This window comes from Treponema pedis, assembly GCF_017161325.1.
Classification (GTDB): domain Bacteria; phylum Spirochaetota; class Spirochaetia; order Treponematales; family Treponemataceae; genus Treponema_B; species Treponema_B pedis.
This window is the reverse complement of the sequence record NZ_CP045670.1, coordinates 2,385,030-2,411,887: the sequence shown is the minus strand read 5'-3', so window position 1 is coordinate 2,411,887 and position 26,858 is coordinate 2,385,030. Positions and strand designations below refer to the sequence as shown.

Below are 26,858 nucleotides of genomic sequence, written 5' to 3'. Positions count from 1 at the left end.
ATGAAAAACGGTTTAAAACTTTATTTTAATTATATTTCGGTTTTGCTTAGAAGTACTATGCAGTATAAGACTTCTTTTTTTCTTTCTTTAGCCGGGCAGGTTTTATTGACATTTAACGAAATTATTGCAGTTTATTTTTTATTTGCACGGTTTAATAATATAAAGGGCTTTACTTTCAGCGAAATAATGCTTTGTTTTTCGATAGTGTTAATGAGCTTTTCCGTTGCGGAAAGTTATGCCCGCGGTTTTGATTCGTTTTCAAATTTTATAGTTACCGGAGACTTCGATAGGCTTTTATTGCGCCCGCGAAGTTTAATTTTACAAGTATTGGGAAGTAAATTTGAATTTGCCCGTGTGGGGCGACTTATTCAGGGCATTGTAATGCTTGGCTACGGAATCGCTTTTTCGAATATAACGTGGAATGCCTTAAAGATTTTTACTTTAGCTTTTATGCTCTTAGGAGGGGTCGCGGTTTTTACGGGGCTTTTTTTAGTTTATGCGGCTTTATGTTTTTTTACGGTTGAAGGGCTTGAATTTGTAAATATTTTTACGGACGGAGCCAGAACCTTCGGAGCTTATCCTGTTTCGATTTACGGAAAAAAAATACTAAAAGTTTGTACGTTTATAATTCCTTATTCTTTATTTCAATATTACCCGCTTTTGTATTTGTTCGGTAAAACACAAAAAAGTGCAATACCTTTTTTCCCGCTTTTAGCATTTTTATTTTTAATTCCGTGTTATGCCTTGTGGCGGTATGGTGTAAAAAAATATAAATCGACCGGCTCATAGGGTATTTAAATTGTATACATACTTTACCGAATTAAGATAAATCGAAAAGGCTCATCTATTTTTAAATCCGTTTATATTCCTCTTCCGCCTAAGGGTTCTATTTTAAAATTGTCGAACTACGGTCTTTCTGACCGCCAAAAAGATTTTATTTTCGGTTCGTTTGCTGAAGGTAAAACTTACGAAGAGCTTGCAGCCGAACACCATGTAAGTATTTCGGTGGTAAAAAAAAGATATGGCGGCTGCCTGTAAAAATTTAGGTGTTGCAAACCGTGAGGCTTTACGTATATTGCTCTTACAATATACATATAAATAAAAACCTATGCAGTCGGACTTAAAATATAAACTGCGCTTGCCTTTTCATATTGAATTTTATATAATGCAAAATATATTTCGTAAATGCTGAAAATATTACAAGGCGGTTTTTAAAAACTTAAATATTTTAAAACCGCCTGTAAAACGGCTTTAAACTGAAAGGAGTCTTTAATGAGTTCATTTAAAATTACATTTCCCGACGGAAGTCAAAAGCAATTTGTACAGCCCGTTTCCGCCCGAGAGCTTATTCCGTATTTAGGTAAATTGGACGCTCCCATAGTAGGCGTTAAACTTAATAATTTGGTAGTGCCTCTTAATAAAATAGTCGATGTTCAATCCCGCATTGAACCGGTAACCCTTGCAAATAGAGAAGGTTCAAATATTTACAGAAGAACCCTATGTTTAATTTTAGCGGCGGCGGCAAAAGAGATTTACCCGGAGCTTAGGCTTTTAATGGGGCATAGTTTGGATTACGGTTATTATTATACCTTTGAAGGAACAAAGTCAAAAAAAATCGATTTAAATTCAATAAAGAAAAAAATGGATGAGTTTGTTCAAGCCGATATGCCTATTGAAACCGTATGGCTTTCTTATGAAGAAGCGGTTGAAAAATTTGAAAAATCGAATCAGCCTGAAACTTATCGCCTTTTAAATTATACGAGTAAGCCTAAAATTTTAGTAAACCGTTTAGGTTCTTATGAAGACTTATATTTTCAGCCACTGATGGATAGAATAGGCGAAGTTAAGGTTTTCGATTTGATGCCTTATGGGGACGGTTTTTTACTTCGCTTTCCTAAAACCTCTTCATATTGCGAGCTTTCTCAATTTAACGATATACCGCAGCTTTTTGAAATTTATAAAGAATATAAGGCGTGGGGAAAACTGGTCGGAGTTTCTTCCGTAGGGCAGCTTAACGATTTGATAACTTCCCGCAAAATAAAAGAATATGTAGAGATTACGGAAATTCTTCAAAACAATAAACTTGCGGAAATTGCAAAAAAGATTACCGCAAAAAAAAGTGCAAAGGTAATTCTTATTGCCGGGCCTTCAAGCTCGGGAAAAACAACTTCGGCAAAAAAACTTTCTATGCAGCTGCAAGTTTTAGGCCTTTCGCCCAAGGTTATAAGTCTTGACGATTTTTATTTAGGTGCTGCAAAGGCTCCGAAAAATCCTGACGGTACCCCTGATTTTGAATGTGTTGAAGCCTTGGATATCGAACTTTTAAACGATTGTCTTTAAAGGTGAAACGGTGGAAATGCCTTCCTATGATTTTAAACTTAGCGCCCGACGGGCGGAAACAAAGCCTTTAAAAGCCGAAGAAAACACTATTTTTATCCTCGAAGGAATTCACGCTTTAAACGATAAACTTACTGCAAAGGTCGATTCTTCTCTTAAATTTAAAATTTACCTTTCAGCATTAACCCAACTTAATTTGGACGACCATAATAGAATTCCTACTTCCGATAACCGCTTGCTGCGCCGCATTGTACGGGACGCTCAATTTAGGGGAAGTCCTGCTTCGCGTACAATCGGAATGTGGGGAGATGTCCGTTCAGGCGAAGCGAAATATATTTTCCCGTTTCAAGGGAATGCCGATGCGGTTTTTAATACCGCTCTTGATTATGAATTGGCGGTATTAAAGGTTTACGCGGAACCTCTTTTAAAAGCGGTAAAACCTTTTCAAGCCGAATATAACGAAGCGTCCCGGCTTTTAACCTTCTTAGGAAATTTTTTGCCGCTGCCCGCTCACTTTGTACACGGACAGTCTATTTTGCGCGAGTTTATCGGCAACAGCGATTTTTCTTATAGATAGAGTAAAAATATAAGCCTGTTTAATTACCGAATGGAGCGTGTTGCGAATATGGTATTAAAAAACAGGCTTACTGTTTTGTACGGTATTTATATTGAGAATTTTTGTTTCATTTGACTGAAAATATTTGCGATACTTTCTTCTTCCGCAGCCGCATCTGGCTCGTGGTATTCTACCAACTCCGCAGGGATTTCATCGAGAAACGGAGAAGGAGCGCATTCGGTTAAGCCGCCTTGCTTACGCCTTTGACGGCAGCTTGTAATAAAAAGTTTTTGTCTTGCCCGTGTAATTGCAACGTAAAAAAGGCGGCGTTCTTCTTCTACATCACCTTCGTTTTCTTCCATACTTCTTGCATGAGGAATAAGACCGTCTTCGGCTCCTGCAATAAATACAACAGGAAATTCCAAACCCTTGGAAGCATGGATTGTCATTATATTTACTTCACCTTTTTCTTCTTCCGTATCGTCGCGGGTTAAAAGCGTAATACGGTTTAAATAGTCATAAAGATTTAAATCCCAATTATCGGGATTTTTTTCCCAGTCTTCCATAGAGCGTAAAAAACTTTCTATATTCATCATTTTAAATTGAGCGGCCTTTTCGCTTTTTTGAAATTCTGCAATAAGATATTCGTTATATTCAATAGCTTCCAAAAGTTTTCGAACCTTTTGAGCAAGTCCCTTGCCCGATAAAAGGTGAGAACGGTGTTCGGTAATTAAATCGGCAAAGTCCTGTAAATCGGTAATGCTTTTACCCCGCATTTCTTCAGGAGGGTTTTCCAAAAGAAGGCGGGCGGCAGTACGTATAGAGCATTTATTTTCCGTAGCAAGAGCGGAAAGAGTTTCTATAGTTTTTTTTCCGATACCTCGGCGCGGTGTATTTATAATACGTAAAAGGTTTATATCGTCGTCCGGGTTTGCAATTACCCTAAGGTAACTTATTACATCTTTAATTTCTTTGCGTTGAAAAAAACTTGTTCCGCCCGACATTCTGTACGGAATGTTAAGTTCCAAAAAAGATTCTTCCAAGGCTCTGCTTAAACTGTTTGCTCTAATTAATACTCCGAAATCGGAATATTTAAAATGCTCCCTCTCCTTTAAACTTAAAATCATATCGGCAATAAAATCCGCTTCGGCGGCTTCATTTTCGGGGATAAAAATCTCTATCGGGCGCCCCGAATCTTTTTCAGACCAAAGAGCCTTTTCTTTACGGTTTGTGTTATGCGAAATAACGCCGTTTGCCGCCGCCAAAATCGTTCCCGTTGAGCGGTAATTTTGTTCCAATTTAATTTCCAAAAGATTCGGAAAGTCTTTTTCAAACATTTTGATATTTTCAAAACTTGCGCCGCGCCAAGAGTAAATGGATTGGTCGTCATCTCCTACGACACAAATATTTTCATTTGCAATCAGGCGCATAAAATTATATTGCTGTGTACTGGTATCCTGAAATTCGTCTACCATTATGTAGCGGTATCTGTTCCTATATTCTTCAAGGACTTCAGGATATTCCGTAAAAAGTTTAATCGGCAGCATAATTAAGTCGTCGAAGTCCACCGCATTGTAAAGTTTAAGGCCTTCTTGGTATTCTTTGTACAGGGCTTGATAAGAATCGTGTTCACCGCGCCAATCTTTCCTTCCCATTTTTTATATTGGAAAAAAGCACTCCTATTTTATAAACGTCTAAGGCATCTTGAGAAAATTTAAGTTCTCTTCCGCAATCTCGTATAAGTTGATTTCTATCGGTTTCATCGTAAATACTGAAATTGGAACGCCAGCCCAGTTTTTCAATATTATTTCGCAAAACCTTTACTCCGAAAGCGTGAAAAGTACTGATTGTTAAATTTTGTAATTTTTTTCCGGTTAATTCTTTTATACGTTCCTCCATTTCTCGGGCTGCTTTGTTTGTAAAAGTAAGAGCCAAAATTTGCGATTGAGGAATGCCTTGTTCAAGCATATTTGCAATTCTAAAAGTAATAACACGCGTTTTCCCCGAACCGGCTCCCGCAATAATTAAAACAGGGCCGTTAATCGTAGTTACCGCCTTAAATTGTTCAGGATTCAAGTCTTCCATAAATTTATTCCTTAAATAAAATAAACGGCCTAAAGGATTTTTAAATTCCGATGGGTGTTTATTTTTAGCCGCTTTGTAATCAAAAATGCATACAATAATAGGAGTTTTACCTTAAGCAAAACTGCAAGTGTTTTTAGGCGATACTATTTGTATCGACTAAAATAAACCTTTCTTATAAAATTATCAACCGGAAGAAACATCGGTTTCTGAGGATTGATAATTTTCCCGCACTTTTGTAAGCGCAGCTGAAAAAAAGTGCATACAATAATAAAAGTTTTGCCTTAAGCAAAACTGCAAGTGTTTTTAAGCGATACCGTTTGTGTCGCTTAAAATAAACCTTCGGATTTTAAAAACAAAGACAAAGCCGTGATAAAAAATATAACCGGCAGAGTTTCAAAGAAAATATGCCACAATGGAAGTGAAATGTTTCCTATCTTTAGGGGCTCCAGAATTATAAATCCGAAATATCCTGCGGTTTGCAATAAAATCGAAATATACAGAGCAAAAATTCCGAAAACAAAAAAAATCATATAAGACTTACGTGTTTTATGCCAAGTTAATATTCCGAAAAAACCGCTATAGCTCCGAATATCAGTTTGGCAAACAGTAAAACTCCATATCCTTCCGCCGTAAATGCAGCCAAATTATTCATATTGACACTCTCCTTTATTTTTAAATTTAAGAAAACTTATAAGTTCCGAATATGTTTTTATATCGGGAAAAATAGACGGAGTATTAAAATTAGGTGAAATTAAAATATGAGCGTCCAATGCAGCTTTAAAAAAACATTCATATTCCGTTTCTTTTATTTTCGGGAAAAGATAAATGTTTTCAATTTTCCAAAAAGAGCCGCATAATTCTTTTGCCTTATTGTATTGCTTTTCCGTAGAGGCCGTAGTTTTTTTTTGCGGCATATCGATAAATTTAATTAAATCGAAAAAAGAGCGTGCAATGGCCGCTTTTTCCAATGCGCTTACAAACGAACTCGGAGGAATTTTTAAACTTAATTCTTTTTTAAAAACCGCAATTTTTATTGAAGTGCAAAACGGCGGCTGAACAAAAAAACAGTTTCGGCTTTTTAAACTTTCCGACGAGGGTAAAAAAGGTTTCCATAAATTTTCCGTATAAGTTTTTTTCCCTGTTTCCTCTTGCATAAGCTCCAAAACTTCTCTATCACAGGTGTAAAGACCTATTTCAGTATGTTCCGGAAAAAGAGCGTTTAATGCTTTTTGTAAATTATAATCCGCGGAAGTGGGTAAAAAGGAATAAAGCCCCTTATCGGTAAATTGTTTTATTATAAGAGCCGCCTTATTGTTTTTCCTTCCGAGTATTGCTCTTCCACCGTCCAAGTACATATCCAAAAGTCTGACATTTTTTTTCGGTATATAAATAAAATCCGCGAGTTCTTTTTATGTTACCGTAACGGCTTTTAATTTCCTCATATAAATTCATTCAGTATTTCCGTTTTTATGATTTATTTTCCGTATCGGTGTTTAAAATATCCGCCGCAACGGCATTAAAAAAATCTTCCGCCTTTTGTTCATTGTTTTTTCTTATCAGTTCCTGTACTTCCGCAATTCTTTCTATTTCTCTTTGTAAGGCCTTGGTTTTATCACGGTCTATAATAATAGTTTCCCCGTCCGTAAGTTTCATATAAATTTGTGTAAAGGTTCCGAAGCGTGCAGGCTGTTTAAAAGTATCAACCGTAATACTGTGAATTGCGGAAAAATTTATAAGACGTTTTTTCGCTAAAAAAATAAGCCCGCGTTTTAATACTGCCGTTTTTTCATTTAAATTAAACTGCCATGAATTTTCATAAAGTGAAGCAAATAAGAATACCGCTCCTATTACCATTGCCGTTATGGAGTGCTCTCCCGTCTTAATTGATGAAATATTTATGCTAAAAATTAAAACGGAAAATACAAGAGCCGTCCAGCGCAGCCAAGGCTTTAATGCGGCAAACTTAATTATTTCAGGATTGTAAGAGTTAATCTTATTCATAATTTAATTCCCGATTATTTCTATTTCGGCAGCTTTTCCGTTCCTGTCCGATGAGGCTTCTCCCGTAGGGTTAGGCATTTTGAAAATTCTGAATTTTACCGGAGAGCCTACCGTAAGTAAATCGTCTTTGTATTTTTTTTCTATGTTTGTAAATGAAAAGAAAAAATCTCCTTTTTCATTTTCTATTATTCCGTAATGGTCCATTAAGCGCTTTACTTTTCCTATAACTTTCGGATGAGGATTTTTTTCTTCAATTGCCTTTATCCAATAATTGGGAGGAATTCTGCCGTCCGAGCTTATTTCAAAATTATCCGACAGGGCGTTCATAATTTCGAGAAGAGTATTATGACTGTACGAGCGAGGTTCGAATTCGGGCATAAAATTACGAATGGATTTGCCCAAATCGGAAAGGCTTACCCAGCCTTCTTCGGTCATCTTCGAATTTCTATAGGCATGAAAAATAAGAGCTTCAAGCGAAACGGCTTTCTTTTCCATTGCACCGTCGGCTTCGTATTCATAGCTTTCATCGAAATTTTCTATATATTTAAATTCGTTGCATGCATTTACCCAAAGAGGTTTGGCATTCCTTCTTCCTATACCCAAAACATAAAGCCCATACTCGCGTAATTTTAAAGCAAGACTGTAATAGTCGGAATCCGTGGAAACTATACAAACCGCATTTATTCCCTGATTTGTATTTGCCAATTCAATTGCGTCCATAATTATGGTATTATCGGTTGCATTGGGACCGTTTCTGAATTGCTGAACGGGACGTATGGGAACTTTTTCAAGCCATATCTTCCAGCCGTTCATATTAGGTGTAGTCCAGTCTCCGTAAAGTCTTTTTATTAAAACATCGCCTTCTTTTGAAACTTCCGAAATTATTGCTTCAAGATACGACGGTGTAATATTATCTCCGTCAATTAAAATTGCGTATTTTTTTTCCATAAAGTGTATTATAATAAAATATGCGTGTTAATTCAAGAGAACCGTTATAAGCTTTTACCTATAACTTAACAGTCTTTCCGAATACCATGTTAAGACATTATCCCTTTACACAATTTACGGCTTTTTGTATATTAAATTTATGTCAAAAAAGAAAACCGGAGAAACCGCTTTTAAATGTTCTAATTGCGGATACACTCAGCCCCGCTGGCTCGGAAGATGCCCCGATTGCGGGGAATGGAATACATTTGAAGAAGTTACACTTAACGAAGACTATACGCCTTCCGTACGGGGGGGAGAAGGACTTTCAGCCGAAAAATTTTCAAAACGGGCGTCTTCAATTCCGCTTGAATCCGTTGAAGCAAACGATGCAGTGCGTTTAAGTTCGGGTATTCCGGAATTCGACAGGGTTTTGGGAGGAGGAGCGGTAAAGCGTTCAGCCGTTTTAATAGGAGGAGAGCCCGGTATAGGAAAGTCCACTCTTCTTTTACAAGCCGCAGCTTTTTGCGGAAAAAAGGTGCTTTATGTTTCAGGAGAAGAATCGGGCGGACAAATACGTGCCAGAGCCGACAGGCTGGCTCTTCCGTTAAAAAATATCGAACTTTTATGTACTTGTAAATTTGAAGACGTGGAGCGAGTTTTAAATAAGGTAAACCCCGTTTTTGTAGTCATAGATTCCATTCAAACTATGTATTCCGCAGATGCAGGTGCAATTCCTGGTACGATTAATCAGCTAAAGCTTTGCGCTCACGAGCTTGTGTCTTGGGTAAAAGAGAGAGACAGCGTACTTTTTTTAACCGCACATGTTACAAAAGACGGAAATATAGCAGGGCCTAAGGTGTTGGAGCATTTAGTCGATACCGTAATTTCTTTTGAACGTACCGAAGATGATGTAAGATTTTTGCGGGCATTAAAAAACCGCTTCGGTTCCGTTGACGAACTTGGTATTTTTTCCATGGACGAATTCGGCTTAAAACCGATTGAAGACCCTTCATCTCTTTTTATAACTGGAAGAACGGGAGCCCTTCCGGCAGGTTCCGCGGCAGTACCCGTTTTTGAAGGCTCAAGAGTCTTTATGGTGGAAATACAAGCCTTAACCGTACCCGCAAAAGGTGCCGTTACCCGCGTGTTTTCAGATAAGATAGATTCCGCCAGAGTAAGCCGCATAGCCGCCGTTTTGGAAAAAAGAATAGGTTTACAGTTTTCGGACCAGGACATTTATATAAATGTTGCAGGCGGAATAAGATTGCGTGAACCCGCTGCCGATTTGGCTATAGCCTTGGCCCTTTATTCCGCAAGAACAGGTCTCCCTGCAAAACAAAATGAAGCTTATATAGGAGAGCTTAGCCTTGCGGGAGAAATACGACCGGTTAAGCGGCTAAAACCGCGTATTAAAACCGCTCAAGGAATGGGTTTTATAAAAGTATTTTCGCCGCCTTTTTCCGATTCGGAGCCTTTTGATATTGATATAAAAAACGTTTTTACTGCGGAAAATTTAAGCTCGGTTATAAAAGAAGCCTTTAAACCGTAAAGACTTTAGCTTCTGATTAATTCTTTTTTTTAAATTCGGCTCCGTATTATACTGAATACGGAGTCTGCCTGTAAGACAAAATTTATTCTTTTTTTGTAATTTTTACGCCTATGGATTGAAGCCTTTCTACAAGATGTTCGTATCCGCGCTCAATTTGATAAACATTGCGTATAATGCTTTCACCTCTGGCGCAGCAGGCGGCAAGCACCATAGCCATACCGGCGCGGACATCCGGCGAAACAAGTTCGCTTCCGTGTAAGGCGCTGGGGCCTGAAATAACTGCGCGATGCGGGTCGCATAGGGTTATCCTTGCACCCATTCCTATTAGTTTATCTACAAAAAACATTCTGGATTCAAACATCTTTTCATGAATTAAAACCGTGCCTTCAACTTGAGTTGCAATTACCGTCATAATACTGGTTAAATCCGGAGGGAAACCCGGCCACGGAGCATCATCTATTTTAGGAATCATTCCGCCCAAGTCGCAGTTTACCTGCATACGCTGCTGGTCAGGTACCGTTAAAGTTGACCCTTCAAGTCTCCAGCCTATACCCAGCTTGCCGAAAGCCACCTTTAGAGGACGCATATCCTTAGGTTCCACATCGGTAATTTTAAGCTGTCCGCGGGTAACGGCTGCAAGTCCTATAAATGAGCCTATTTCCATATAATCGGGACCTATTTTATGCTCCGTACCGCCCAGCTTTTCCACTCCTTCGATAGTAAGAATATTGGAGCCCACGCCTGAAATTTTAGCTCCCATTTTATTCAGCATTATGCAAAGTTCCTGAACATGCGGTTCGCTTGCCGCATTTGTAATAATTGTAGTTCCTTCCGCAAGACAAGCCGCCATAACCGCATTTTCCGTAGCGGTAACGGAAGCTTCATCTAAAAACATATCCGACCCCTTTAATTTGTGTGCAATAAATGAAAAATTTTGGTCCGTTTCAACCCTTGCGCCGAGTTCCGTCAGAGCTAAAAAGTGAGTATCCAGTCTTCTTCTTCCTATTACATCTCCTCCGGGAGGGGGAAGGACGGCCTTGCCCGTTCTTGCAAGAAGAGGTCCTGCAAATAAGATAGATGCCCGTATTTTTGCCGCCAATTCTTCAGGAATTTCACTTGATTTGATTTTTTTCATTTGAAGCTTAAAAATATTCTTTTCAAGTTTTTCGGTTATGCCTCCCAAAGCCTCAAACACTTTAAGCATTACAAAGACATCTTCTATTTCGGGAATATTTTTTAAAATAACGGCTTCCTCCGAAAGAAGAGCCGCCGCAATGCAGGGAAGTGCCGCGTTTTTATTGCCGCTTGCCTTAATTGTTCCCTTAACGGGAAAGCCGCCTTGAATTATGTATTTGTGCATAAAATTTCTCCGGTTTATTGAATTGTAATTACCGAAGCCCTGCGGCCGTCGGCAGTATAAACATAGTTTTTATTTGTAGAATCGGGCAGCTGCATACTTCCCGAAAAATAGGCATAAAACCAAGTCCCTTTAGGTAAATTTAAAGCAAGCTCATATCTGCCCGGAACAACCTCTTCCATTTCGTACATAAAAGGGTCCCAATTATTGAAAGTCCCCGCCAGTTTTATTCTTTGTTTTGCTTCTCCTATATATGTAAACCTTACAAGGTTTTTTCCTTCTATAGAAGTTTTATATTCTTTATAAAAAGGAACGTTTACGACCGATACGCTCATTCCATGAGTATAATCGAAAACCGAATCGGGGTTTTCAGGGTCCGAAGACCAAAGGCCGTCGATTACAAGTCTGTAGCGGATTTCTCCTATGCCGTCAGGAATTTGAAAAATATAAAATAAAATTTGATTTTCGGCATCGCTTTGAAAATCGGAACGAACCAATTTTTTAAAGGAATGGATATGCCTGTAATCTTCATGGGCAAATGAAATCCCCGCATGTCTTTTTCCTGAAGCGGTAAATATTATATATCTGCCTTCAATTTTAGGTATTCCTACACGAGATATAGTTTCTACAAGTTGACCGTATACATATTCATCCTGTTCGGCAAAGACGGAAATAATGCTTAATACCGAAACTAAAAAAAATATAAATTTCTTTTTTATCTTCCTCATTTGAAAACTCCGCATTTAGAGTTTCGGAATATATACGGAAAACTTAATAATTTTCTTTATTTAGCCGTTATCAAAAAAATCCTCTTTTAAAGGGAAAAAGACATAAAAAAAGCTCTGAAGATTTACAAAATACTTCAGAGCTTTTCTAAAGCATCTCCTAGGGGAATTGAACCCCTGTTGTCGGGATGAAAACCCGATGTCCTAACCACTAGACGAAGGAGACATAAACCGGCACATAGCCGACGAAAAGAGAGTATATAGTATTTTTATAATAATGTCAATAGGAAATATAGAAAAAATAAAAAAAATCTACACAGGATTTAAGGCTTCTTCTACGTTTCTGGGAGCCGGATTTCTGTTTCCGAAAAGGCGTGCAAGTTTAGGCATAACCAGTCCGGCCTTTTCCAATATTTCTTTATTATTGAAGATATTTACCGTTTCGCCGGAGGCTATTATTTCGCCCTTATTCATAATAAAAATATTATCGGCCCATTCATAACAAAATTCCTGATCGTGAGTGGAAAAAATTATTGTCTTCCCTTTTGCGGAAAAATCGTCGAGAATATTTTTAAAATTTTCTTTTACCCTGCTGTCCAAACCTGAAAAAGGTTCGTCGCAAATTATTATTTCAGGCTGCATTACCAATATTCCTGCAATTGCGCAAATCTTTTTTTGCCCCAAACTTAATTGATACGGAGGGTAATCTTTTAAATGGCCGATATTAAGCTCCGATAAAATTTTATCTACAGCTGAAGCCGTCGCGTTTTTATCCTTCCCGAGATTTTTTAATCCGAAGCCTATGTCTTCATAAACGGTGGTTAAAAAAAGCTGATGGTCGGGGTAGTCGAATAAAAACCCAGCCTTTTTTCTAATGGAATTTAAATTCTTTTTACAAACTTCTTCGCCTAAAACGCTTACGCTTCCCGTTTGCGGCAGTATTGTTCCGTTCAGATGATAAAGAAGGGTTGATTTTCCCGAACCGTTTAAACCTACAATTGCAGTCTTTTTTCCGGTTTGAAATTCCATATTTACATTTTTTAGGGCCTGTCTGCCGTCGGGATATGTATAAGATAAATCTTTAATTAAAATAGCCATTTTACCTCCGCAAATCTGTCAAAAACAGTTAGAGCTATAAAAATTGCAGCACAAATTATAAGATATGCAATATTCCGTAGCGAATTTATTTTTTCGGTTTTAAATTTACTTTCCGCAGTAAAACCTCTGGAACGCATTGCGTTGTAAACCTTTTCGCCGTGGTCGGAGGATTTTAAAAAAAAGCCGCCTATCATTTCTCCATAGCTTGAAAGTTTTGTAAAAAACGGTGCATTATCGAAACAGCGTGCATTCATAGCTTTTGAGGTTTTATCCACATCTTCACGTATCATAAAGAAGTATCTAAAGGTAAGTGCAATGATTTGGTTTAAAAAATTAGGAAGGCCTAATTTTAAAACACCTTCAACCAGGTATAAATAAGAATATCGTGCGGAAATAAATGAAACGCTCATCATAGCGCACATTAAACGGATAATAAGTTTTTCCGAGAACTCTTTTTGCTCAAGAGAATCCCATGAAAATCCATGTATAAAAAACGGTATGAGCACCATAATTATAAAAGGTAAAACACCTAAAACCGATTTTAAATTCCTTATTTTTTCTTTGGAAAAAATAAGGATAACACCTATAATTATTATAAGCCATATTATAAGAATTTCCAAATGCTTAACAGCGGAAAGATAAAATAAAAATAAGACCAAGATTGTTAAAGTTACTTGCGGAGCGGAGCGCAAATTTAAAATTTTCATTGTAAATTGAAGAATCCCTTAATTTAATATTGTAAGCACAATATCACATTTATAATAAAATTACAACAAGGGGGATTTAAAATCGTTTGAGCCGTAAGTGCTGCAATTTTAGTTTACGCTTTTTCCGTAAGCCATTCTCCTACCGTTTTTTCTTCCGCATTAAAACTTACGCCTATTAAAACTATTTCTTTGTCTTCAGCCCTGTATGCTTCAGCATATTTTTTTTCTATTATTTGCTTTAAGGCTTCCTCCGCACTTCCTTTTAATTTAAACTCGAAAATATAAATCGTATTTTCGGTTTCCACCGTACAATCGCTTCTCCCGCCTGCACAATGCGTTTCTGTTTTTACAAACTGTCCCATAAGGGCAAACACCAAATAAACGCATATTTGAAAATTATGCTCCCTTAATGCAAGGCTTTCTCCGCTTTCCTTCTTTACATTATCGTAGGGAATACTCGCCATTATGGACTTTAATCTTTGCATAAACTCTTCCACCCGCCCGGCTCTAAGGTCTTTTGTAAAACTTACTACGCTGAACGCCGTATCCCCGAAATTTAAATTTGAATACGCCGGTAAAAGATTATGCAAAAAGCCGTATCTTACCTCATCATTGGGAAAGCCTAGCCTATACATCTTATAATCACTGTCGTAGCTCTTTATGGTTAAGTATCCCGCTTGAAATAAAATAGGTATTGCAGAATCGTTTCCCGCCCTGTAATCCGATAATCCCGAGGCGTCCATTTCCACATTTCCGTCCAAATCGGGTATATTATAATTTGCCTCTTTTAAAGCATTTACCAAAAATGTAGGCGTTCCCGTTGCAAACCAATAATATTCAAATTGTTTTCCGTCAAACACATTTAATAAGCTGAAAGGGTTATACATATTTTCCGTTCCGTCCGCAAAACAATAGCCGTCATAATTTTGTTTTAATGTTTTTATACATTGCTCATAGCTTAACCTGTTTCTTTCCGCCAAGACTTCTATTTCGGGTTTAAAAGTATTTTCAAGTTCGCTTTGAGTAATTCCGCATATTCCCGAGTAATCGGGTTTTAAGCTTATATCGTTTAAATTGTTTAAATCGCTGAAAATACTTACCTTACTGAACTTGGTAACTCCCGTTAAAAAGGCAAAGCGTATAACGTGGTCACAGCTTTTTAATACAGAATAAAAGGCTTTTAAAACGTTTCGGTATTTTTCATTTAATTTTTCGTTTACATTCATTGTTTGTAAAAGAGGTTTATCGTATTCGTCAACAAGCACGACTGCCTTTTCTTCGGTTTTATTATGTAAGGTTTCTAAAATAAATTTAAATCTGTCTTCAGGAGCGTTCTTTGTTTTAGGTATGGAATACATAGTTTCAATTGACGATAAATTCGAATCGATAATCTCGTAAATTGATTTTTCAGTTTCGTAATTTTTCGGGCTGAAATCAAAGCGGAGAACCGGATATTTTTTCCACGGGGTGCTTTGAGCGTCTTCCGATTCCGCAATTTTTAAGCCCGTAAATAATTCTTTTTTGCCTAAAAAGAAGGCTTCCAATGTGGAAAGAAAGAGGCTTTTACCGAAGCGGCGCGGACGGCTTAAAAAATATACCCTGCTTGAATTAACGAGACGGTAAACGAATTCCGTTTTATCGACATAGAGAAATTTATCGCTTCGCATAACTTCAAAACTTTGTACGCCTATAGGCAGTCTTCTACTGAAATCCATAAATACCTCCGCTTTATATTTTAACATAATTAAAAAAAATTTATAAGGGACCTCAGAGTTTATTTGTTTTATTCCGTCAAAACGGATATATGGAAAATCGGTAAAATGGAGTTGACAGACCGTAATGACGTAATTATAATGACTTCATGAGCGGAAAACTACATAAGGATTTTACCGATAAACAGCGGAAAATTATTGCCGTTTTTGTTTTGTTTTTATTCACTGTGTTAAGTATTGTTGTTTATATTTTTTGGGGAAAACCTATAATTGACTTTGTAACAAATGCGCAACGTGTTCATGAGTATGTAAGACTTAATCCTGTTTTGAGCAGGTTATTTTTTTGTACGGCGGTTTTTTTTCAGGTAATTTTTGCTATAATACCGGGAGAACCTTTTGAATTGGGGGCAGGTTATGCTTTCGGTGCAATCGAAGGTTGTATAATTTGTCTTGTAGGAATTTTTGCGGCAAGTGCGGTAATTTTTTTAACGGTAAAACGTTTCGGAAGGCCTGTTGTAGAGCTGTTTATTCCCCCTGAAAAAATAGAATCGGTAAAGATTTTTCAAAATAAGAAAAAGCTAAATCTTATAACTTTTATAGTCTTTTTTATCCCGGGCACACCTAAAGACCTTCTTACTTATACGGCAGCTCTTACACCGATTAAAATGAGGGATTGGCTTTTTATATCAACGCTTGCCCGGACACCTTCAATTATTACTTCTACGGTTGCAGGGAAGGTATTTGCGGAAAACCGTTATATGCTTGCTTTTATATTTTTTGCCGCAGGAGGACTTATAGCTGTTTTCGGAATGTTTATTTTCCATAAAATAAACGGAAAATAAAAAAGCTTGACATTATAATAAACTATGGATTATAAGTGCATAAGGCGGAGTTTCACCCGCAGAAGAAGTGAGCCGTATTTTTATCGGCCGTCTTTGACTGTTCCGACTGTTCCACCGAAGAAAGACTGTTGAAACTGAAAAACGGCACGGCGGCGGAAAAAACGGACGGAGAACTGAAAGAATTTTTGCAGTACATGAGCCGGAACAAACTCCTATGCGATATTTATGAAAAAGATAAAGGGAAGGGTAAATAAACTTAAAGAAACGGAAGAGATTTTTATCCCATTACCGATTTAAATATAAATGCATGAAACTTTTTTGGCCTTTGTTGTTTATATAGCCGGTATCTTCTTTTTTTGAAGTATTGCAAGACTAAAATCCTTGCAATTTATACCCGATATTTAACTAAAGAGGTTATAATGAAAAATACTTTTAAATTTATTTTTTTTACGGCATTGTGTTCAATACTTATCTTATCATGCTCTCCTAAAACCGATATCTTTATTCAACCTTCCGGAGATACGGTAGTAACGCTCGATATAAAAACATCGGCGGTTATGGATTCTCTTTTAGAAAATGTATCAAATTTTTCTAAAGAAGAAAGAGCTGAAAACAAATCTATTTTTAATGCTGAAGAAATTAAGGGGCAGCTTGAAGAAAAGGGTGTTAAGGTGCTTTCAATAAATACCGAGTCTCTTGCGGGAATAAATGCCAAGCTTAAAATTTCAAAAGAGCAAATGCAGGAGGAACAAGCCTTTGTTAAAACTGATATGAAAGAAGGAACTCTTTTATTTGCAATAGGGCCCGATAATATCAAGGAGTTTGTAAATCTATTGTCTTCAGATGATAAAGAATATGTAGAACTTTTAATGGCTCCTGCAATTACCGGTGAAAATCTTGATTCTGAAGGTTATATTGAGTTGATTAAAAGTGCTTACGGAGAAAAACTTGCCGCAGAACTTAAAAAATCGGTTATGAAAGTTTCCGTTACCTGTCCTAAAAAAGTACAGAGTATAAGTGTTAAGCCTTTCGGAAGAGGACAAAAAGAGGGAAATAAGGCTTATGCAAATATTCCCTTAGCGGAAATTCTTTGTGTTCGCGATGCTATTTTTGTTGAAGTAAAATTTACTCCGTAATAATCGATTTTCCCAACCTTAAAAGAAAATTGCAAAGCGGCAGTTAAAACTACCGCTTTACTTTTTTACTCATATCATATATTATAAAAGTCTTATGCAGAAAAAAACAGCCTTTCGTAAGTTTGCAGCTTATTATAAGCCGTATAAATTTTTATTTTTTTTCGATTTACTATGTGCCTTTGCAGTCTCGGCGGTAGATTTGGTCTTTCCGCAAGTAATACGTTATCTAACCCGTATTATTCCGCAAATGGGATATGCTCAAGGGTTTAAGCAAGAGATAATAAATTTAGGCTTGATTATTTCAAGTATTCTTTTAGGGCTTTATATTTTAAAATATTTTGCCCAGTATTTTATAACATCATGGGGCCATATAATGGGTGCCCGTATGGAACGCGATATGCGAAATGACCTTTTTAATCACTTGCAAAAACTTTCGTTTTCTTATTACGATAACCACAATACGGGCGATATGATTTCGCGTATTGTTTCGGATTTATTCGATATTTCAGAGCTTGCACATCACGGGCCTGAAAATCTGTTTATTTCGGCAATAAAAATTCTCGGTTCATTTATTTTACTTTTATTTATAAATGTAAAACTGACCTTAATTTTAATGTTTGTAACCTTTGCAATGATTATATTTACTTATTTTGAAAATAAGAGAATGCAAAAAGTATTTATGCTTAACAGAAAAACCGTTGCAGGAATAAATTCTCAAGTTCAGGATTCACTTTCCGGAATAAGGGTTGTTCAATCTTTTGCAAATGAAGAATTGGAAAGTAAAAAATTTTATAAGGCAAACGAAGCCTTTGTTCATTCAAAATATTTAAATTATACGCAAATGGGAAGATATTTTGCGGGGAACGGATTTTTGCAGGGTCTTTTTTTTGTTATTACCGTAGCAGCCGGAGTTTTTTTTATTGCAGCCGAAACCTTAACCGTTGCGGATTTAACTATTTACGTTTTATATATTAACATTTATATTGCTCCTATTAACGTTCTTTTAAATTTTACCGAAATGCTTCAAAAAGGTTCGGCAGGGTTTAAACGTTTTTTGGAAATTATTGAAACGGTTCCGTCCGTTACCGAAGATAAAAATGCCGAAGAATTAAAAAACGTAAAAGGCGATATTAAATATGAAAATGTTGATTTTTCTTATAACAAAAACAGCAGCGTATTAAAAAATATTTCAATAAATATTCCTGCAGGAAAAACGGTTGCCCTTGTAGGTCCGTCAGGAAGCGGTAAAACTACAATTTGCTCTCTTCTTCCCAGGTTTTACGATGTAACAAGCGGAAAAATTACAATAGACGGAAAGGATATACGCAGTTTGACGCTAAAATCTTTACGCGGAAATATAGGAATTGTACAGCAGGACGTTTATCTTTTCGGAGGAACAATTAAAGAAAATATAGCTTACGGAAACCCTGAGGCCGGAGATGAAGAAATTATTCAGGCTGCAAAAAATGCGCATATTCATGATTTTATTTTAAGCTTAAAAGACGGATATGATTCCTATGTAGGAGAGAGAGGGGTAAGGCTTTCAGGCGGTCAAAAACAGCGTATTTCGATTGCACGTGTATTTTTAAAAAATCCTCCAATTCTTATTTTAGATGAGGCAACTTCGGCTTTGGATACGGAAAACGAAGTGTTGATTCAAAAGGCAATCGAAGAGCTTTCGGAAAACAGAACCGTAATTGTAATTGCTCACAGGCTTTCAACTATCAGAAACGCCGATACGATTTTAGTAATTACCGATGAGGGAATTGCGGAAAGAGGTTCGCATGCGGAGTTATTAAAACTAAACGGTATATATGCCGGTTTACGTAAACTTGATGAAATTTAAACTATATGAGGAGGAGAATATGCCGGCAGGATTTAACGGTATTTATAAATTAAAAAAACAATTTAAAAAAACTACATTTTCGGTTAAGTCTTCATTGGAAGAACTGCGCAAAGAATATGAAAATATTTTTTACTCGCCGCATACTCCGAATAATGTTGAAATTTGCGAAAAAGAATTTAAAGGAATACATACCGATTTATTGCGTCCTGAAATGGCTGTTTTAGGAAGAACCGTTTTGTATGCTCATGGCGGCTCATTTATTTCAGGTTCTTGTAAATCTTACAGAAGTTTTTGCGCTTCGCTTGCTCATGAATCTTCCGCAAGTCTTTATTTGCCGGAATATAGATTGGCACCTGAATATCCTTTTCCGACGGCATTGGAAGATTTATACAATGTATATGCCCGTTTAGCCGATGAAGAGAAAATCGACATTGAAAATATTATACTTGCAGGCGACGGTGCGGGCGGAGGCTTGATAATTGCTTTAATTCACTATTTAAAAAGTAAAAAACTTCCTCTTCCATCATTTGTTGTTTTACTTTCGCCTTGGGCGGATTTAAGTTGTACAAACGAAGAATTAAATTTAAACAGAAAAAAAGACTTTGTTTTTTCTAAAGATTCTCTTTTGCGTTCCGCAAAACTTTATACTTACGAAAAAAACTTAACCAATAATTTGGTTTCGCCGTTATTCGGCAGCTTTGAGAATTTTCCTAAAGTTTATATTCAATGCGGCGGACATGAAATCCTTTATGCGGATTCCGTTTTGCTTAAACAAAAAATTGAAGAAGCGGGTGGAAGTGTAGAGCTTGAAATTTATAAAGGAATGCCTCATTTATTTCAAGCCTTGCCTGATTATTTTGCCGAAGCTCATCTTGCTGTCGGAAGTATAGGTAAAAGAGTAAACTCGTTTTTTTGCAAAAATGAAGAATAAAAATTAAACTATATATTTTAATATAATTAAAGGTAATAAAAATGGAACTTGTTTCGCCTGCGGGCAATTTTGAAAAACTTAATTATGCATGGGAATACGGAGCCGATGCGGCCTATATCGGATTAAAAAATTTTTCTCTAAGGACAAAGGCCGATAATTTTTTTGATGATGAATATAAAAATATTGAAGCTTTAAAAAACGAATATAAAAAAAGAGGTTTAACTAAAAAACTTTTTTGTGCAATTAATATTACATTTCATAATTCGGATTTAAAAGCGTTTTTTGCGGAAGCGGATTACTTTAAAAAATATCCTTTCGATGCCTTTATTGTTCAAGATATAGGAATTGCAAGCGTTTTAAAAAAAATGTTTCCGGATATTCCGCTTCATTTAAGTACTCAGGCAAATTGTATAAACTATGAAGCGGTAAAAGTATACCGCTCTCTCGGATTTTCCAGAATTGTATTGGGTCGGGAAGCGGATTTAAACGATATTGCGGAAATAAAACAAAAAGTGCCTGAAATGCAGCTTGAGTGTTTTGCACATGGAGCAATGTGCATCGCTTATTCAGGCCGCTGTCTTGTAAGTGCATATTTAACAAATAGAAGCGCAAATGCAGGTTCCTGCTCTCACTCATGCCGCTGGAATTACAAACTCCTTTCTTCATTAAAAGAAAATTCCGCAAGTTTTGCAGTTGAAGAATCGGAAAGAGCCGGTGAATATTTTCCGATTGAGGAAGGAGAAAATTATACCGCAATGTTTTCTTCAAAAGATTTATGTATGATAGACCACTTGGATAAATTAAAACAAGCCGGTGCCGATGCAATAAAAATCGAAGGTAGAATGAAAAGCATTTATTATACCGCATTAACTGCACGTTCTTATCGTAAACAGCTTGATTACTTGGATGGTAAAATAACTGAAGCGGAGGCAAAGCCCTTTGTAAATGAACTTTACAATACCGCGCACAGAGAGTTTGCAACAGGTTTTTATTTTTCTTCGGAAGAAGCGAATAAAACTACCGCAGGGGAAACAAAATCTCCTTATATGCTTGCAGGTACGATAGGGGAAAAAATATCTTCCGATGAATATGAATTTATTTCTATGAATAAAATCAATGCCGGTGTTGAATTGGAATATGTAGGCCCCGATATTTGTTCGATTAAGGACAACGGATATATTTTGTTGAACCCGGAAACGAAGGAAAAAATGGATTGGGTTTGTCACGGACACGGTTGTATTATAAAAACGGCACAACCTGTTGCGGAAAAATTTTTAGTACGTTGTAAGGTTTAAAGCGAGTTTTTAAATTAAAATAAACCGGGTTAAAATATGAAAGAAGAGAATAGTTTTAAATTGACATTACAATCGGAAGATAATAAAACTCTTGCACAAAAATCCATAGGAGAAATTTTAAAAGAGTATCCTTTTGTTGAAGATTTTTTTAACGAAAACCGTTTAAACGGATTAAAAATTTATGAGAATCTGGAAAAAACTTTTGAACGGTTTTTGCTTTCAGTTTCCGAAGAGAAACTTGAAGAAAATGCAATAAATAGACAAGTGCTTTACGATTCTTTTTTTGAATATGTAATTCAAATGAAAAGTTTTTTGAATTTGGAAAGCGACAATACCGTCAAAAGTTTAACCGTTTTACCCGGTACCGATAAAACCGGAAAGCCTGAAAGTTTCGGAGAGCTTGTTTTACATACTTCGCAAATTATTTCAATCGTAGGCCCTACGGGTTCAGGTAAATCCAGGCTGCTTGCAGATATAGAATGGGCTGCGCAAAAAGATACCCCTACAAATAGAACCGTTTTAATTAACGGAAAATTGCCCGATAAAAGTATACGATTTTCCGTTAATAATAAATTGGTTGCTCAGGTTTCACAAAATATGAATTTCGTAATGGATTTATCCGTTGAAGAATTTATTGCTTTACATGCGGAAAGCCGATTAATCGAAAATAAAAAAATTATTACCGAAAATATAATAGAAGCGGCAAATAATCTTGCAGGAGAAAAATTTAACCTTTCTACCGCTATTACAGCTTTAAGCGGAGGTCAGTCGCGGGCATTGATGATTGCCGATACGGCTATTTTAAGTTCTTCTCCGATAGTATTGATTGATGAAATAGAAAATGCGGGAATTGACAGAAAAAAGGCTTTGGAGCTTTTAGTTTCAAAAGAAAAAATAGTTTTAATGGCAACTCATGACCCCGCCTTGGCTCTTTATGCGGATAGACGCATTGTAATTAAGAACGGCGGAATTGCTGCGGTAATAGAAACATCGCTTGAAGAAAAAAAAGTACTTGCCGAACTTGAAATTATAGATGAGAGAATTCAATATTTGCGGACTATGTTAAGAAGCGGAAAACTTTTAGCATAGCTCTTCTTTAAAATCTATAAGCCTTACCTGCTTTCGACCGAAAGAAAAACTCTGTTCGGAAGGCATGCATTCCAATCTCCTGGTTCTTTAAGACGGGCGGCGGAAATACATGTTTTATTTTTACAATCCGAGGCCGCAACAAAGGCTTCTCCGTTTTCTATTTTAATATTTGTAATTCCTATTGAGCCTTCGACATAGATATCCGCCGTTTCTTCCATAGAGTAAATCCATTCCCCCTTAGGGGTTTTTATACATAGATACGGTTTTGAAGAAGATTCCGAATAAATGAAAAATGAGTATAGAAAAATTATACTGAGTGCCGTTGCTAAAATTAAAATGTCGGCAGGTTTGATTTTTTTAAAAAATTCTTTCATGTTTTAACCTCTCGGCGGTTTTTTTTGCCACCTGTTTGCGCAGTAAATAGCCTGAAATTCCTTTTGTAAAAAAAGCGTCGAGTTCTTTTTTGCTTTTCATAGTAAGCGAATATCCGAGCTGTATTAAATAAGAAGGGTCTGAAAAGTCGTAAGCCGCCGTGTTTGAATCCAAATCTAAAATATAAGTCGGGCTGTCTTTTTTTGTATAGCCTGCCGCACTTACGGCAGTTTCAAGGCAGCGGGTTAAAATCGAGATAGCCGATTCAAATTCGGTTTCAGGCTTTGTTTTAAAAACTCCCAGAGTTACCGCTAAAATATTTTTAAATCCCTTTTCTTTTGCAATCCAAACGGGTGTATTATGTCTTACGCAACCGTCTACAAATAATTTTCCGCTATAGCGGTACGGACTAAAAAAGCCGGGGTATGATGAGGAAGCTCTCATTGCGTCCGCTAAAAATCCGCTTTTAAAAATAATTTCTTTTCCTTCGCAAAGGTCTACCGCATTACAGTAAAACGGAATTTGAGTTTGTTCGAAGGTTTGGTAACAGGAAAGTTTTTTTAAACAGGGTATAGCTTTTTTTCTCCGGAGTCTATACCCTGTTTATTTATAAGATTGTTTAAACCGGCCCCCAATTGTAAAATCTTGGAAATTTTTGTATGTCCTAAAGAAAACTTTGATACTTCTACATAGTCGCTTAAGTTAAAACCGTTAGAAAAAAACGAAATCATTTCGTTTACAGTCATACCGGAGGCATAAAGCCCGCCTATAACGGCTCCCATTGAACAGCCTACAATACAATTAGGTTGAGGATAATTTAATTCATTAAATGCTTTTAGCATTCCTACATAGGCGATGCCTCTTGCTCCGCCTCCCGATAAAACTAATGCCCATTTCATACAGTGAGCAATTATATATGCAAAGCGGTTTTTATTCTAGCTATTGATATAAGAATTTAATTGTATGCTGCCGCCGTCTTTCAGGTTTACCGTTACAATCCTGGCTTATAGCTATACCGTGTCATAATCTCCGTTATAAGCATTATACAATAATAGAAAATTTGCCTTAGCGGTTTTGGCGTTTGTAAAAAGGACTGTGAAAGAGGAGAGGGCGGGTAAGATTTAAGGCTTGCGTATAAGGATAACCTTTAAGATTTAAGGTTTTAATGAAAAAGCCCGCCAAGGCGGGCTTTTATTTTTAAGGATTAATTTTATCGTGTAATAAAACTTTGCGTTCCGATATAAACTTAAAGTTTAATACATTCCCATTCCGCCCATATCGGGTGAGGGCATTGCAGGAGCTGCCTGTTTTTCAGGAATATCGGTAATTGCACATTCCGTGGTTAATAAGAGGCTTGCAATTGAAGCCGCATTTTGAAGTGCGGAACGGGTAACCTTAGCAGGGTCTATAATACCGGCTTTTACCATATCCGTCCATTCCATTTTGGCTGCGTCAAAACCGATACCTTTTTTCTCTTTTGCCTTTTCCGCTATAACGGCACCGTCCAAGCCTGCATTTATTGCAATTTGTCGTATCGGCTCTTCTAAGGCTCGTTTTACAATTTTAAAGCCCACTTTTTCATCTTCGGAAAGAGAAGTCGTTTCGGCTTTTTCAAGGGAAGCAATGGCCTGAATAAGAGCAAGACCTCCTCCTGCAACAATACCTTCTTCAATTGCAGCTCGGGTTGCGGAAAGAGCATCTTCAACTCTGTGTTTTTTCTCTTTCATTTCCACTTCGGTTACGGCACCTATTTTAATTACCGCAACACCGCCTGAAAGTTTTGCAAGGCGCTCTCGAAGTTTTTCGCTGTCGTATTCCGAATCGGTGGCTTCAAGCTGTCCCTTAATTTGAGCTACTCTGTCTTTAATATCCTTGGGCTTTCCGGCTCCGTCTATAATCATTGTATTTTCTTTATCGATTTTTACACTCTTAGCTTGGCCCAGCATTGAAACTTGCGCCGCTTCAAGTTTAAGACCGAGTTCTTCGGAAATAACCTGACCGCCTGTAAGAACTGCAATATCTTCAAGCATTTCTTTGCGTCTGTCGCCGAACCCGGGCGCTTTTACGGCACAAGTTTTTAAGGCTCCGCGCAAGCTGTTTACAACCAGAGTTGCCAAGGCTTCGCCTTCAACATCTTCAGCAATGATAAGAAGAGGTCTTCCCGCCTGAGCTACTTGCTCCAACAGGGGTAAAAGGTCTTTCATTGTAGAAATTGACTTATCATAAATTAAAATATAAGGATTTTCAAAAACGGTTTCCATTCTGTCGCGGTCGGTAACAAAATAAGAAGAGATATAACCTCGGTCGAACTGCATACCTTCAACATAATCGGTAGTAGTTTCCATAGTTTGGGCTTCACCTACGTCAATAACACCGTCTTTTCCTACCTTTGCAATTGCATCTGCAATAATTTTTCCGATTTCGGTATCGTTATTTGCCGAAACGGAGGCAACGTGAGCGACTTCTTCAGTTCCCTTTATTTCTTTTGAATTTTTTTGAATATCTTCTACGGCAATTGCAACGGCCTTATCGATTCCGCGTTTTAATTCAAGCGGAGTCATTCCGGCGGCAACGGCTTTTAAACCTTCTTTTACCATAGAATATGCAAGAACGGTAGCCGTTGTAGTTCCGTCTCCTGCAACTTCGTTTGTTTTTGTTGCAACTTCTTTTAAAAGCTGAGCTCCCATATTTTCGAATTTGTTTTCGAGTTCAACTTCCTTTGCTACGGAAACACCGTCTTTTGTAACGGTAGGAGCCCCGAAACTTTTATCGATGAGAACATTGCGTCCCTTAGGGCCGAGTGTAACTTTTACTGCATTTGAAATTTGTTCGACACCGGCAAGTAAGCTCTTTCTAGCTTCTTCATTAAACAATAATTGTTTAGCCATTAAAATATCTCCTTAAAACTCATTTTGAGAGTGTTTTTAAAATCTTTCTATAAGATACAAAAAAAACGCAAAAACGGCAAGAGGGACGGAATTTGTAAAAGATGCCTGCATTATTTTAATCTGTATTGATAAATTCTGTAAACTATGTCCCTAACGGCTCCCGTTTTTTCAATATCGGTTATCATTGGAATATTATATTCCCAAATTGTTGAACCTTCTCCTTCGGTATACCCTTTTTTACATGCATTATGATATAAATTGGCATAAATTGCAGCTGAAACTCCCTTATTATGGTATTCGGGGTCTACAAAAAGAACAAAGGTGCGGATTCTATTCATTTTTCTTTTATAATAAAAGAATTTAAAAATACCGAAAGGAAAAATCTTTCCGTTAAGGTGTTTTAAAACATCGTTATAGTCGGGTAAGGTTACATTAAAGCCTATCGGTTTACCGTCATTTGTTCTTGCAATAAAAATCAAATCGGAGTCCGCATATTGAATAAGCTGCTTTAGCACCATATCTATTTCTTTGCGCGTCATAGGCATAAAATCTTCCCATTCTTCAGGTTCCGCTCTAAGAAGAATCCTGTGTATGTCGTCGGCATCACGTTTAATGTTCTTTTTTAAATCTATTTTATCTACATGAAAACCGTAGCGTTTTGAAACAAGGGGTACAAGCCTCATATAACGCTCGATGTTTATTTTATCAAGTTTTGCATGATAAGCATAACAATCCCAATATTTTACAAAACCGTATTCGATAAAAAAGCGATTATAATACTCTTTATTATAGGTATTCATAATATAAGTGCGATTTTTAAAGTTGTCCGTTATAAAGCCGCGATTATCTTCACCTCCTGGTAAAGATAACGGCCCCTTTATTCTATCCATTCCTTTTTCCGAGAACCATTTTTTTGCGGCATCAAGCATTGTTTTTGCAGCTTCATAATCTTCTATGCACTCGAATTGGGAAATATAGCCTACTTTTAACTTTTTATAATCGTTAAGTTTTTCGTCTATACCGAATAAAATTCTTCCGATTGTTTTGCCGTTACGTTTTGCAATCATTTTTACGTGAGGGCCTGCTTCACATAAAGAATTTCCTATACCGCATACATATTTTTTATATTCGCTTATTATAGGCGGCACCCATGCTTTATCGTCTTTATACAGTTCAAAAGGGAGGACGGCGAATTCGTCTAAAAGTTTACCGCCGGTTACCTCATATAAAATAATATCTTCCATAATTGTTACCTGATGCGAAATAAAATACTATTTTTGTCAGATGTTTGTCAATGGAATTTTTTTTGTGAGAGAATAAAAAAACGTTTTTTATGTTATAATAAAGAATATTTTTTAAGGTAATTTAAAAAGTTGTTATCTGCGGTTTTCATATAATTATTCCG

The 26,858-nt window shown here is 36.8% G+C and carries 22 protein-coding genes, 1 tRNA gene and 4 pseudogenes; 10 read left to right on the top strand and 17 right to left on the bottom strand.

Features of this window, described 5'->3' with window-relative positions:
- From DYQ05_RS11120 to DYQ05_RS11110, 3 genes and pseudogenes are all read left to right on the top strand, one after another.
- On the top strand, positions 1–789 hold the full coding sequence (locus DYQ05_RS11120; protein ID WP_206183441.1) for an ABC transporter permease: 789 nt from the start codon (positions 1–3) through the stop codon (positions 787–789).
- A 75-nt stretch (positions 790–864) separates the two neighbouring features.
- Positions 865–1,102 (top strand): annotated as a pseudogene (locus DYQ05_RS14515) (helix-turn-helix transcriptional regulator); the annotation flags it as partial.
- Between the two features lie 170 nt (positions 1,103–1,272).
- Positions 1,273–2,914, top strand: a pseudogene (locus tag DYQ05_RS11110) (nucleoside kinase).
- An 86-nt stretch (positions 2,915–3,000) separates the two neighbouring features.
- Here DYQ05_RS11110 and DYQ05_RS11105 read toward each other — a convergent pair.
- The 5 genes and pseudogenes from DYQ05_RS11105 to DYQ05_RS11085 form a co-directional block, all read right to left on the bottom strand.
- Positions 3,001–4,978, bottom strand: a pseudogene (locus DYQ05_RS11105) (ATP-dependent helicase).
- A gap of 326 nt (positions 4,979–5,304) precedes the next feature.
- Positions 5,305–5,630, bottom strand: a pseudogene (locus DYQ05_RS14735) (hypothetical protein).
- Entirely contained in the window at positions 5,623–6,327 is a 705-nt protein-coding gene (locus DYQ05_RS11095; protein WP_252723366.1) for a hypothetical protein, read from the bottom strand. The pseudogene DYQ05_RS14735 and the gene DYQ05_RS11095 overlap by 8 nt, the downstream one beginning before the upstream one ends.
- Before the next feature lie 118 nt (positions 6,328–6,445).
- Positions 6,446–6,979 carry a hypothetical protein gene (locus tag DYQ05_RS11090; protein WP_024468497.1) on the bottom strand — a complete coding sequence of 178 codons (534 nt, stop codon included), beginning with the start codon at positions 6,977–6,979 and terminating at the stop codon, positions 6,446–6,448.
- A gap of 3 nt (positions 6,980–6,982) precedes the next feature.
- On the bottom strand, positions 6,983–7,927 hold the full coding sequence (locus DYQ05_RS11085; protein WP_020966105.1) for an NYN domain-containing protein: 945 nt from the start codon (positions 7,925–7,927) through the stop codon (positions 6,983–6,985).
- 139 nt (positions 7,928–8,066) lie between these two features.
- Here DYQ05_RS11085 and radA point away from each other — a divergent pair, with 139 nt between their 5' ends.
- Positions 8,067–9,455 carry a DNA repair protein RadA gene (gene radA / locus DYQ05_RS11080; protein WP_038099250.1) on the top strand — a complete coding sequence of 463 codons (1,389 nt, stop codon included), beginning with the start codon at positions 8,067–8,069 and terminating at the stop codon, positions 9,453–9,455.
- 82 nt (positions 9,456–9,537) lie between these two features.
- Here the strand turns inward: radA and murA are convergent, their stop codons facing one another.
- From murA to DYQ05_RS11050, 6 genes are all read right to left on the bottom strand, one after another.
- Positions 9,538–10,815, bottom strand: coding sequence for a UDP-N-acetylglucosamine 1-carboxyvinyltransferase (murA, locus tag DYQ05_RS11075; protein ID WP_206183440.1), 1,278 nt, complete (start codon positions 10,813–10,815; stop codon positions 9,538–9,540).
- 14 nt (positions 10,816–10,829) lie between these two features.
- Positions 10,830–11,540, bottom strand: coding sequence for an early set domain-containing protein (locus tag DYQ05_RS11070; RefSeq protein ID WP_038095413.1), 711 nt, complete (start codon positions 11,538–11,540; stop codon positions 10,830–10,832).
- A 151-nt stretch (positions 11,541–11,691) separates the two neighbouring features.
- Positions 11,692–11,763 (bottom strand) — tRNA-Glu (locus DYQ05_RS11065).
- An 86-nt stretch (positions 11,764–11,849) separates the two neighbouring features.
- Complete coding sequence (locus tag DYQ05_RS11060; RefSeq protein ID WP_206183439.1) at positions 11,850–12,635, bottom strand: energy-coupling factor ABC transporter ATP-binding protein; 786 nt, start codon at positions 12,633–12,635, stop codon at positions 11,850–11,852.
- The gene (locus DYQ05_RS11055; RefSeq protein ID WP_152513034.1) at positions 12,623–13,342 is read right to left on the bottom strand and encodes an energy-coupling factor transporter transmembrane component T family protein; all 720 of its coding nucleotides are present in this window, start codon (positions 13,340–13,342) and stop codon (positions 12,623–12,625) included. Before DYQ05_RS11055 ends, DYQ05_RS11060 begins: the two co-directional genes overlap by 13 nt.
- Positions 13,343–13,455: 113 nt before the next feature.
- Positions 13,456–15,057, bottom strand: a complete 1,602-nt coding sequence (locus tag DYQ05_RS11050; protein ID WP_029408985.1) for an ATP-binding protein — start codon at positions 15,055–15,057, stop codon at positions 13,456–13,458.
- Between the two features lie 146 nt (positions 15,058–15,203).
- Here DYQ05_RS11050 and DYQ05_RS11045 point away from each other — a divergent pair, with 146 nt between their 5' ends.
- Positions 15,204–15,896 carry a TVP38/TMEM64 family protein gene (locus DYQ05_RS11045; RefSeq protein ID WP_020966097.1) on the top strand — a complete coding sequence of 231 codons (693 nt, stop codon included), beginning with the start codon at positions 15,204–15,206 and terminating at the stop codon, positions 15,894–15,896.
- A 52-nt stretch (positions 15,897–15,948) separates the two neighbouring features.
- Here the strand turns inward: DYQ05_RS11045 and DYQ05_RS11040 are convergent, their stop codons facing one another.
- On the bottom strand, positions 15,949–16,092 hold the full coding sequence (locus tag DYQ05_RS11040; RefSeq protein WP_206183438.1) for a hypothetical protein: 144 nt from the start codon (positions 16,090–16,092) through the stop codon (positions 15,949–15,951).
- Positions 16,093–16,315: 223 nt separating this feature from the next.
- Here DYQ05_RS11040 and DYQ05_RS11035 point away from each other — a divergent pair, with 223 nt between their 5' ends.
- The 5 genes from DYQ05_RS11035 (at position 16,316) to DYQ05_RS11015 (ending at position 22,193) form a co-directional block, all read left to right on the top strand.
- A complete protein-coding gene (locus tag DYQ05_RS11035; protein ID WP_024467246.1) occupies positions 16,316–17,032 on the top strand; it encodes a hypothetical protein in 717 nt (238 codons plus the stop codon).
- A 94-nt stretch (positions 17,033–17,126) separates the two neighbouring features.
- Entirely contained in the window at positions 17,127–18,878 is a 1,752-nt protein-coding gene (locus DYQ05_RS11030) for an ABC transporter ATP-binding protein (protein ID WP_029410069.1), read from the top strand.
- A gap of 19 nt (positions 18,879–18,897) precedes the next feature.
- Entirely contained in the window at positions 18,898–19,809 is a 912-nt protein-coding gene (locus DYQ05_RS11025; protein ID WP_206183437.1) for an alpha/beta hydrolase, read from the top strand.
- 41 nt (positions 19,810–19,850) lie between these two features.
- Positions 19,851–21,104: a peptidase U32 family protein gene (locus DYQ05_RS11020; protein WP_206183436.1), complete on the top strand. Its 1,254-nt coding sequence runs from the start codon at positions 19,851–19,853 to the stop codon at positions 21,102–21,104.
- A gap of 36 nt (positions 21,105–21,140) precedes the next feature.
- A complete protein-coding gene (locus tag DYQ05_RS11015) occupies positions 21,141–22,193 on the top strand; it encodes an ATP-binding cassette domain-containing protein (protein ID WP_206183435.1) in 1,053 nt (350 codons plus the stop codon).
- Between the two features lie 23 nt (positions 22,194–22,216).
- On the opposite strand, the gene DYQ05_RS11010 is transcribed toward DYQ05_RS11015, so the two are convergent.
- The 5 genes from DYQ05_RS11010 to DYQ05_RS10990 all read right to left on the bottom strand — a co-directional run bounded on the left by DYQ05_RS11010 (position 22,217) and on the right by DYQ05_RS10990 (position 26,697).
- The gene (locus DYQ05_RS11010) at positions 22,217–22,567 is read right to left on the bottom strand and encodes a NusG domain II-containing protein (protein WP_206183434.1); all 351 of its coding nucleotides are present in this window, start codon (positions 22,565–22,567) and stop codon (positions 22,217–22,219) included.
- Entirely contained in the window at positions 22,551–23,009 is a 459-nt protein-coding gene (locus tag DYQ05_RS11005) for a patatin-like phospholipase family protein (RefSeq protein ID WP_206183433.1), read from the bottom strand. Before DYQ05_RS11005 ends, DYQ05_RS11010 begins: the two co-directional genes overlap by 17 nt.
- A 116-nt stretch (positions 23,010–23,125) precedes the next feature.
- Positions 23,126–23,464 (bottom strand): patatin-like phospholipase family protein, encoded by a 339-nt coding sequence (locus DYQ05_RS14390; protein WP_206183432.1) that lies wholly within the window; start codon positions 23,462–23,464, stop codon positions 23,126–23,128.
- Between the two features lie 354 nt (positions 23,465–23,818).
- A complete protein-coding gene (gene groL / locus DYQ05_RS10995; RefSeq protein ID WP_020966088.1) occupies positions 23,819–25,453 on the bottom strand; it encodes a chaperonin GroEL in 1,635 nt (544 codons plus the stop codon).
- 110 nt (positions 25,454–25,563) lie between these two features.
- On the bottom strand, positions 25,564–26,697 hold the full coding sequence (locus tag DYQ05_RS10990) for a GNAT family N-acetyltransferase (protein WP_206183431.1): 1,134 nt from the start codon (positions 26,695–26,697) through the stop codon (positions 25,564–25,566).
- Positions 26,698–26,858: the final 161 nt, after the last annotated feature.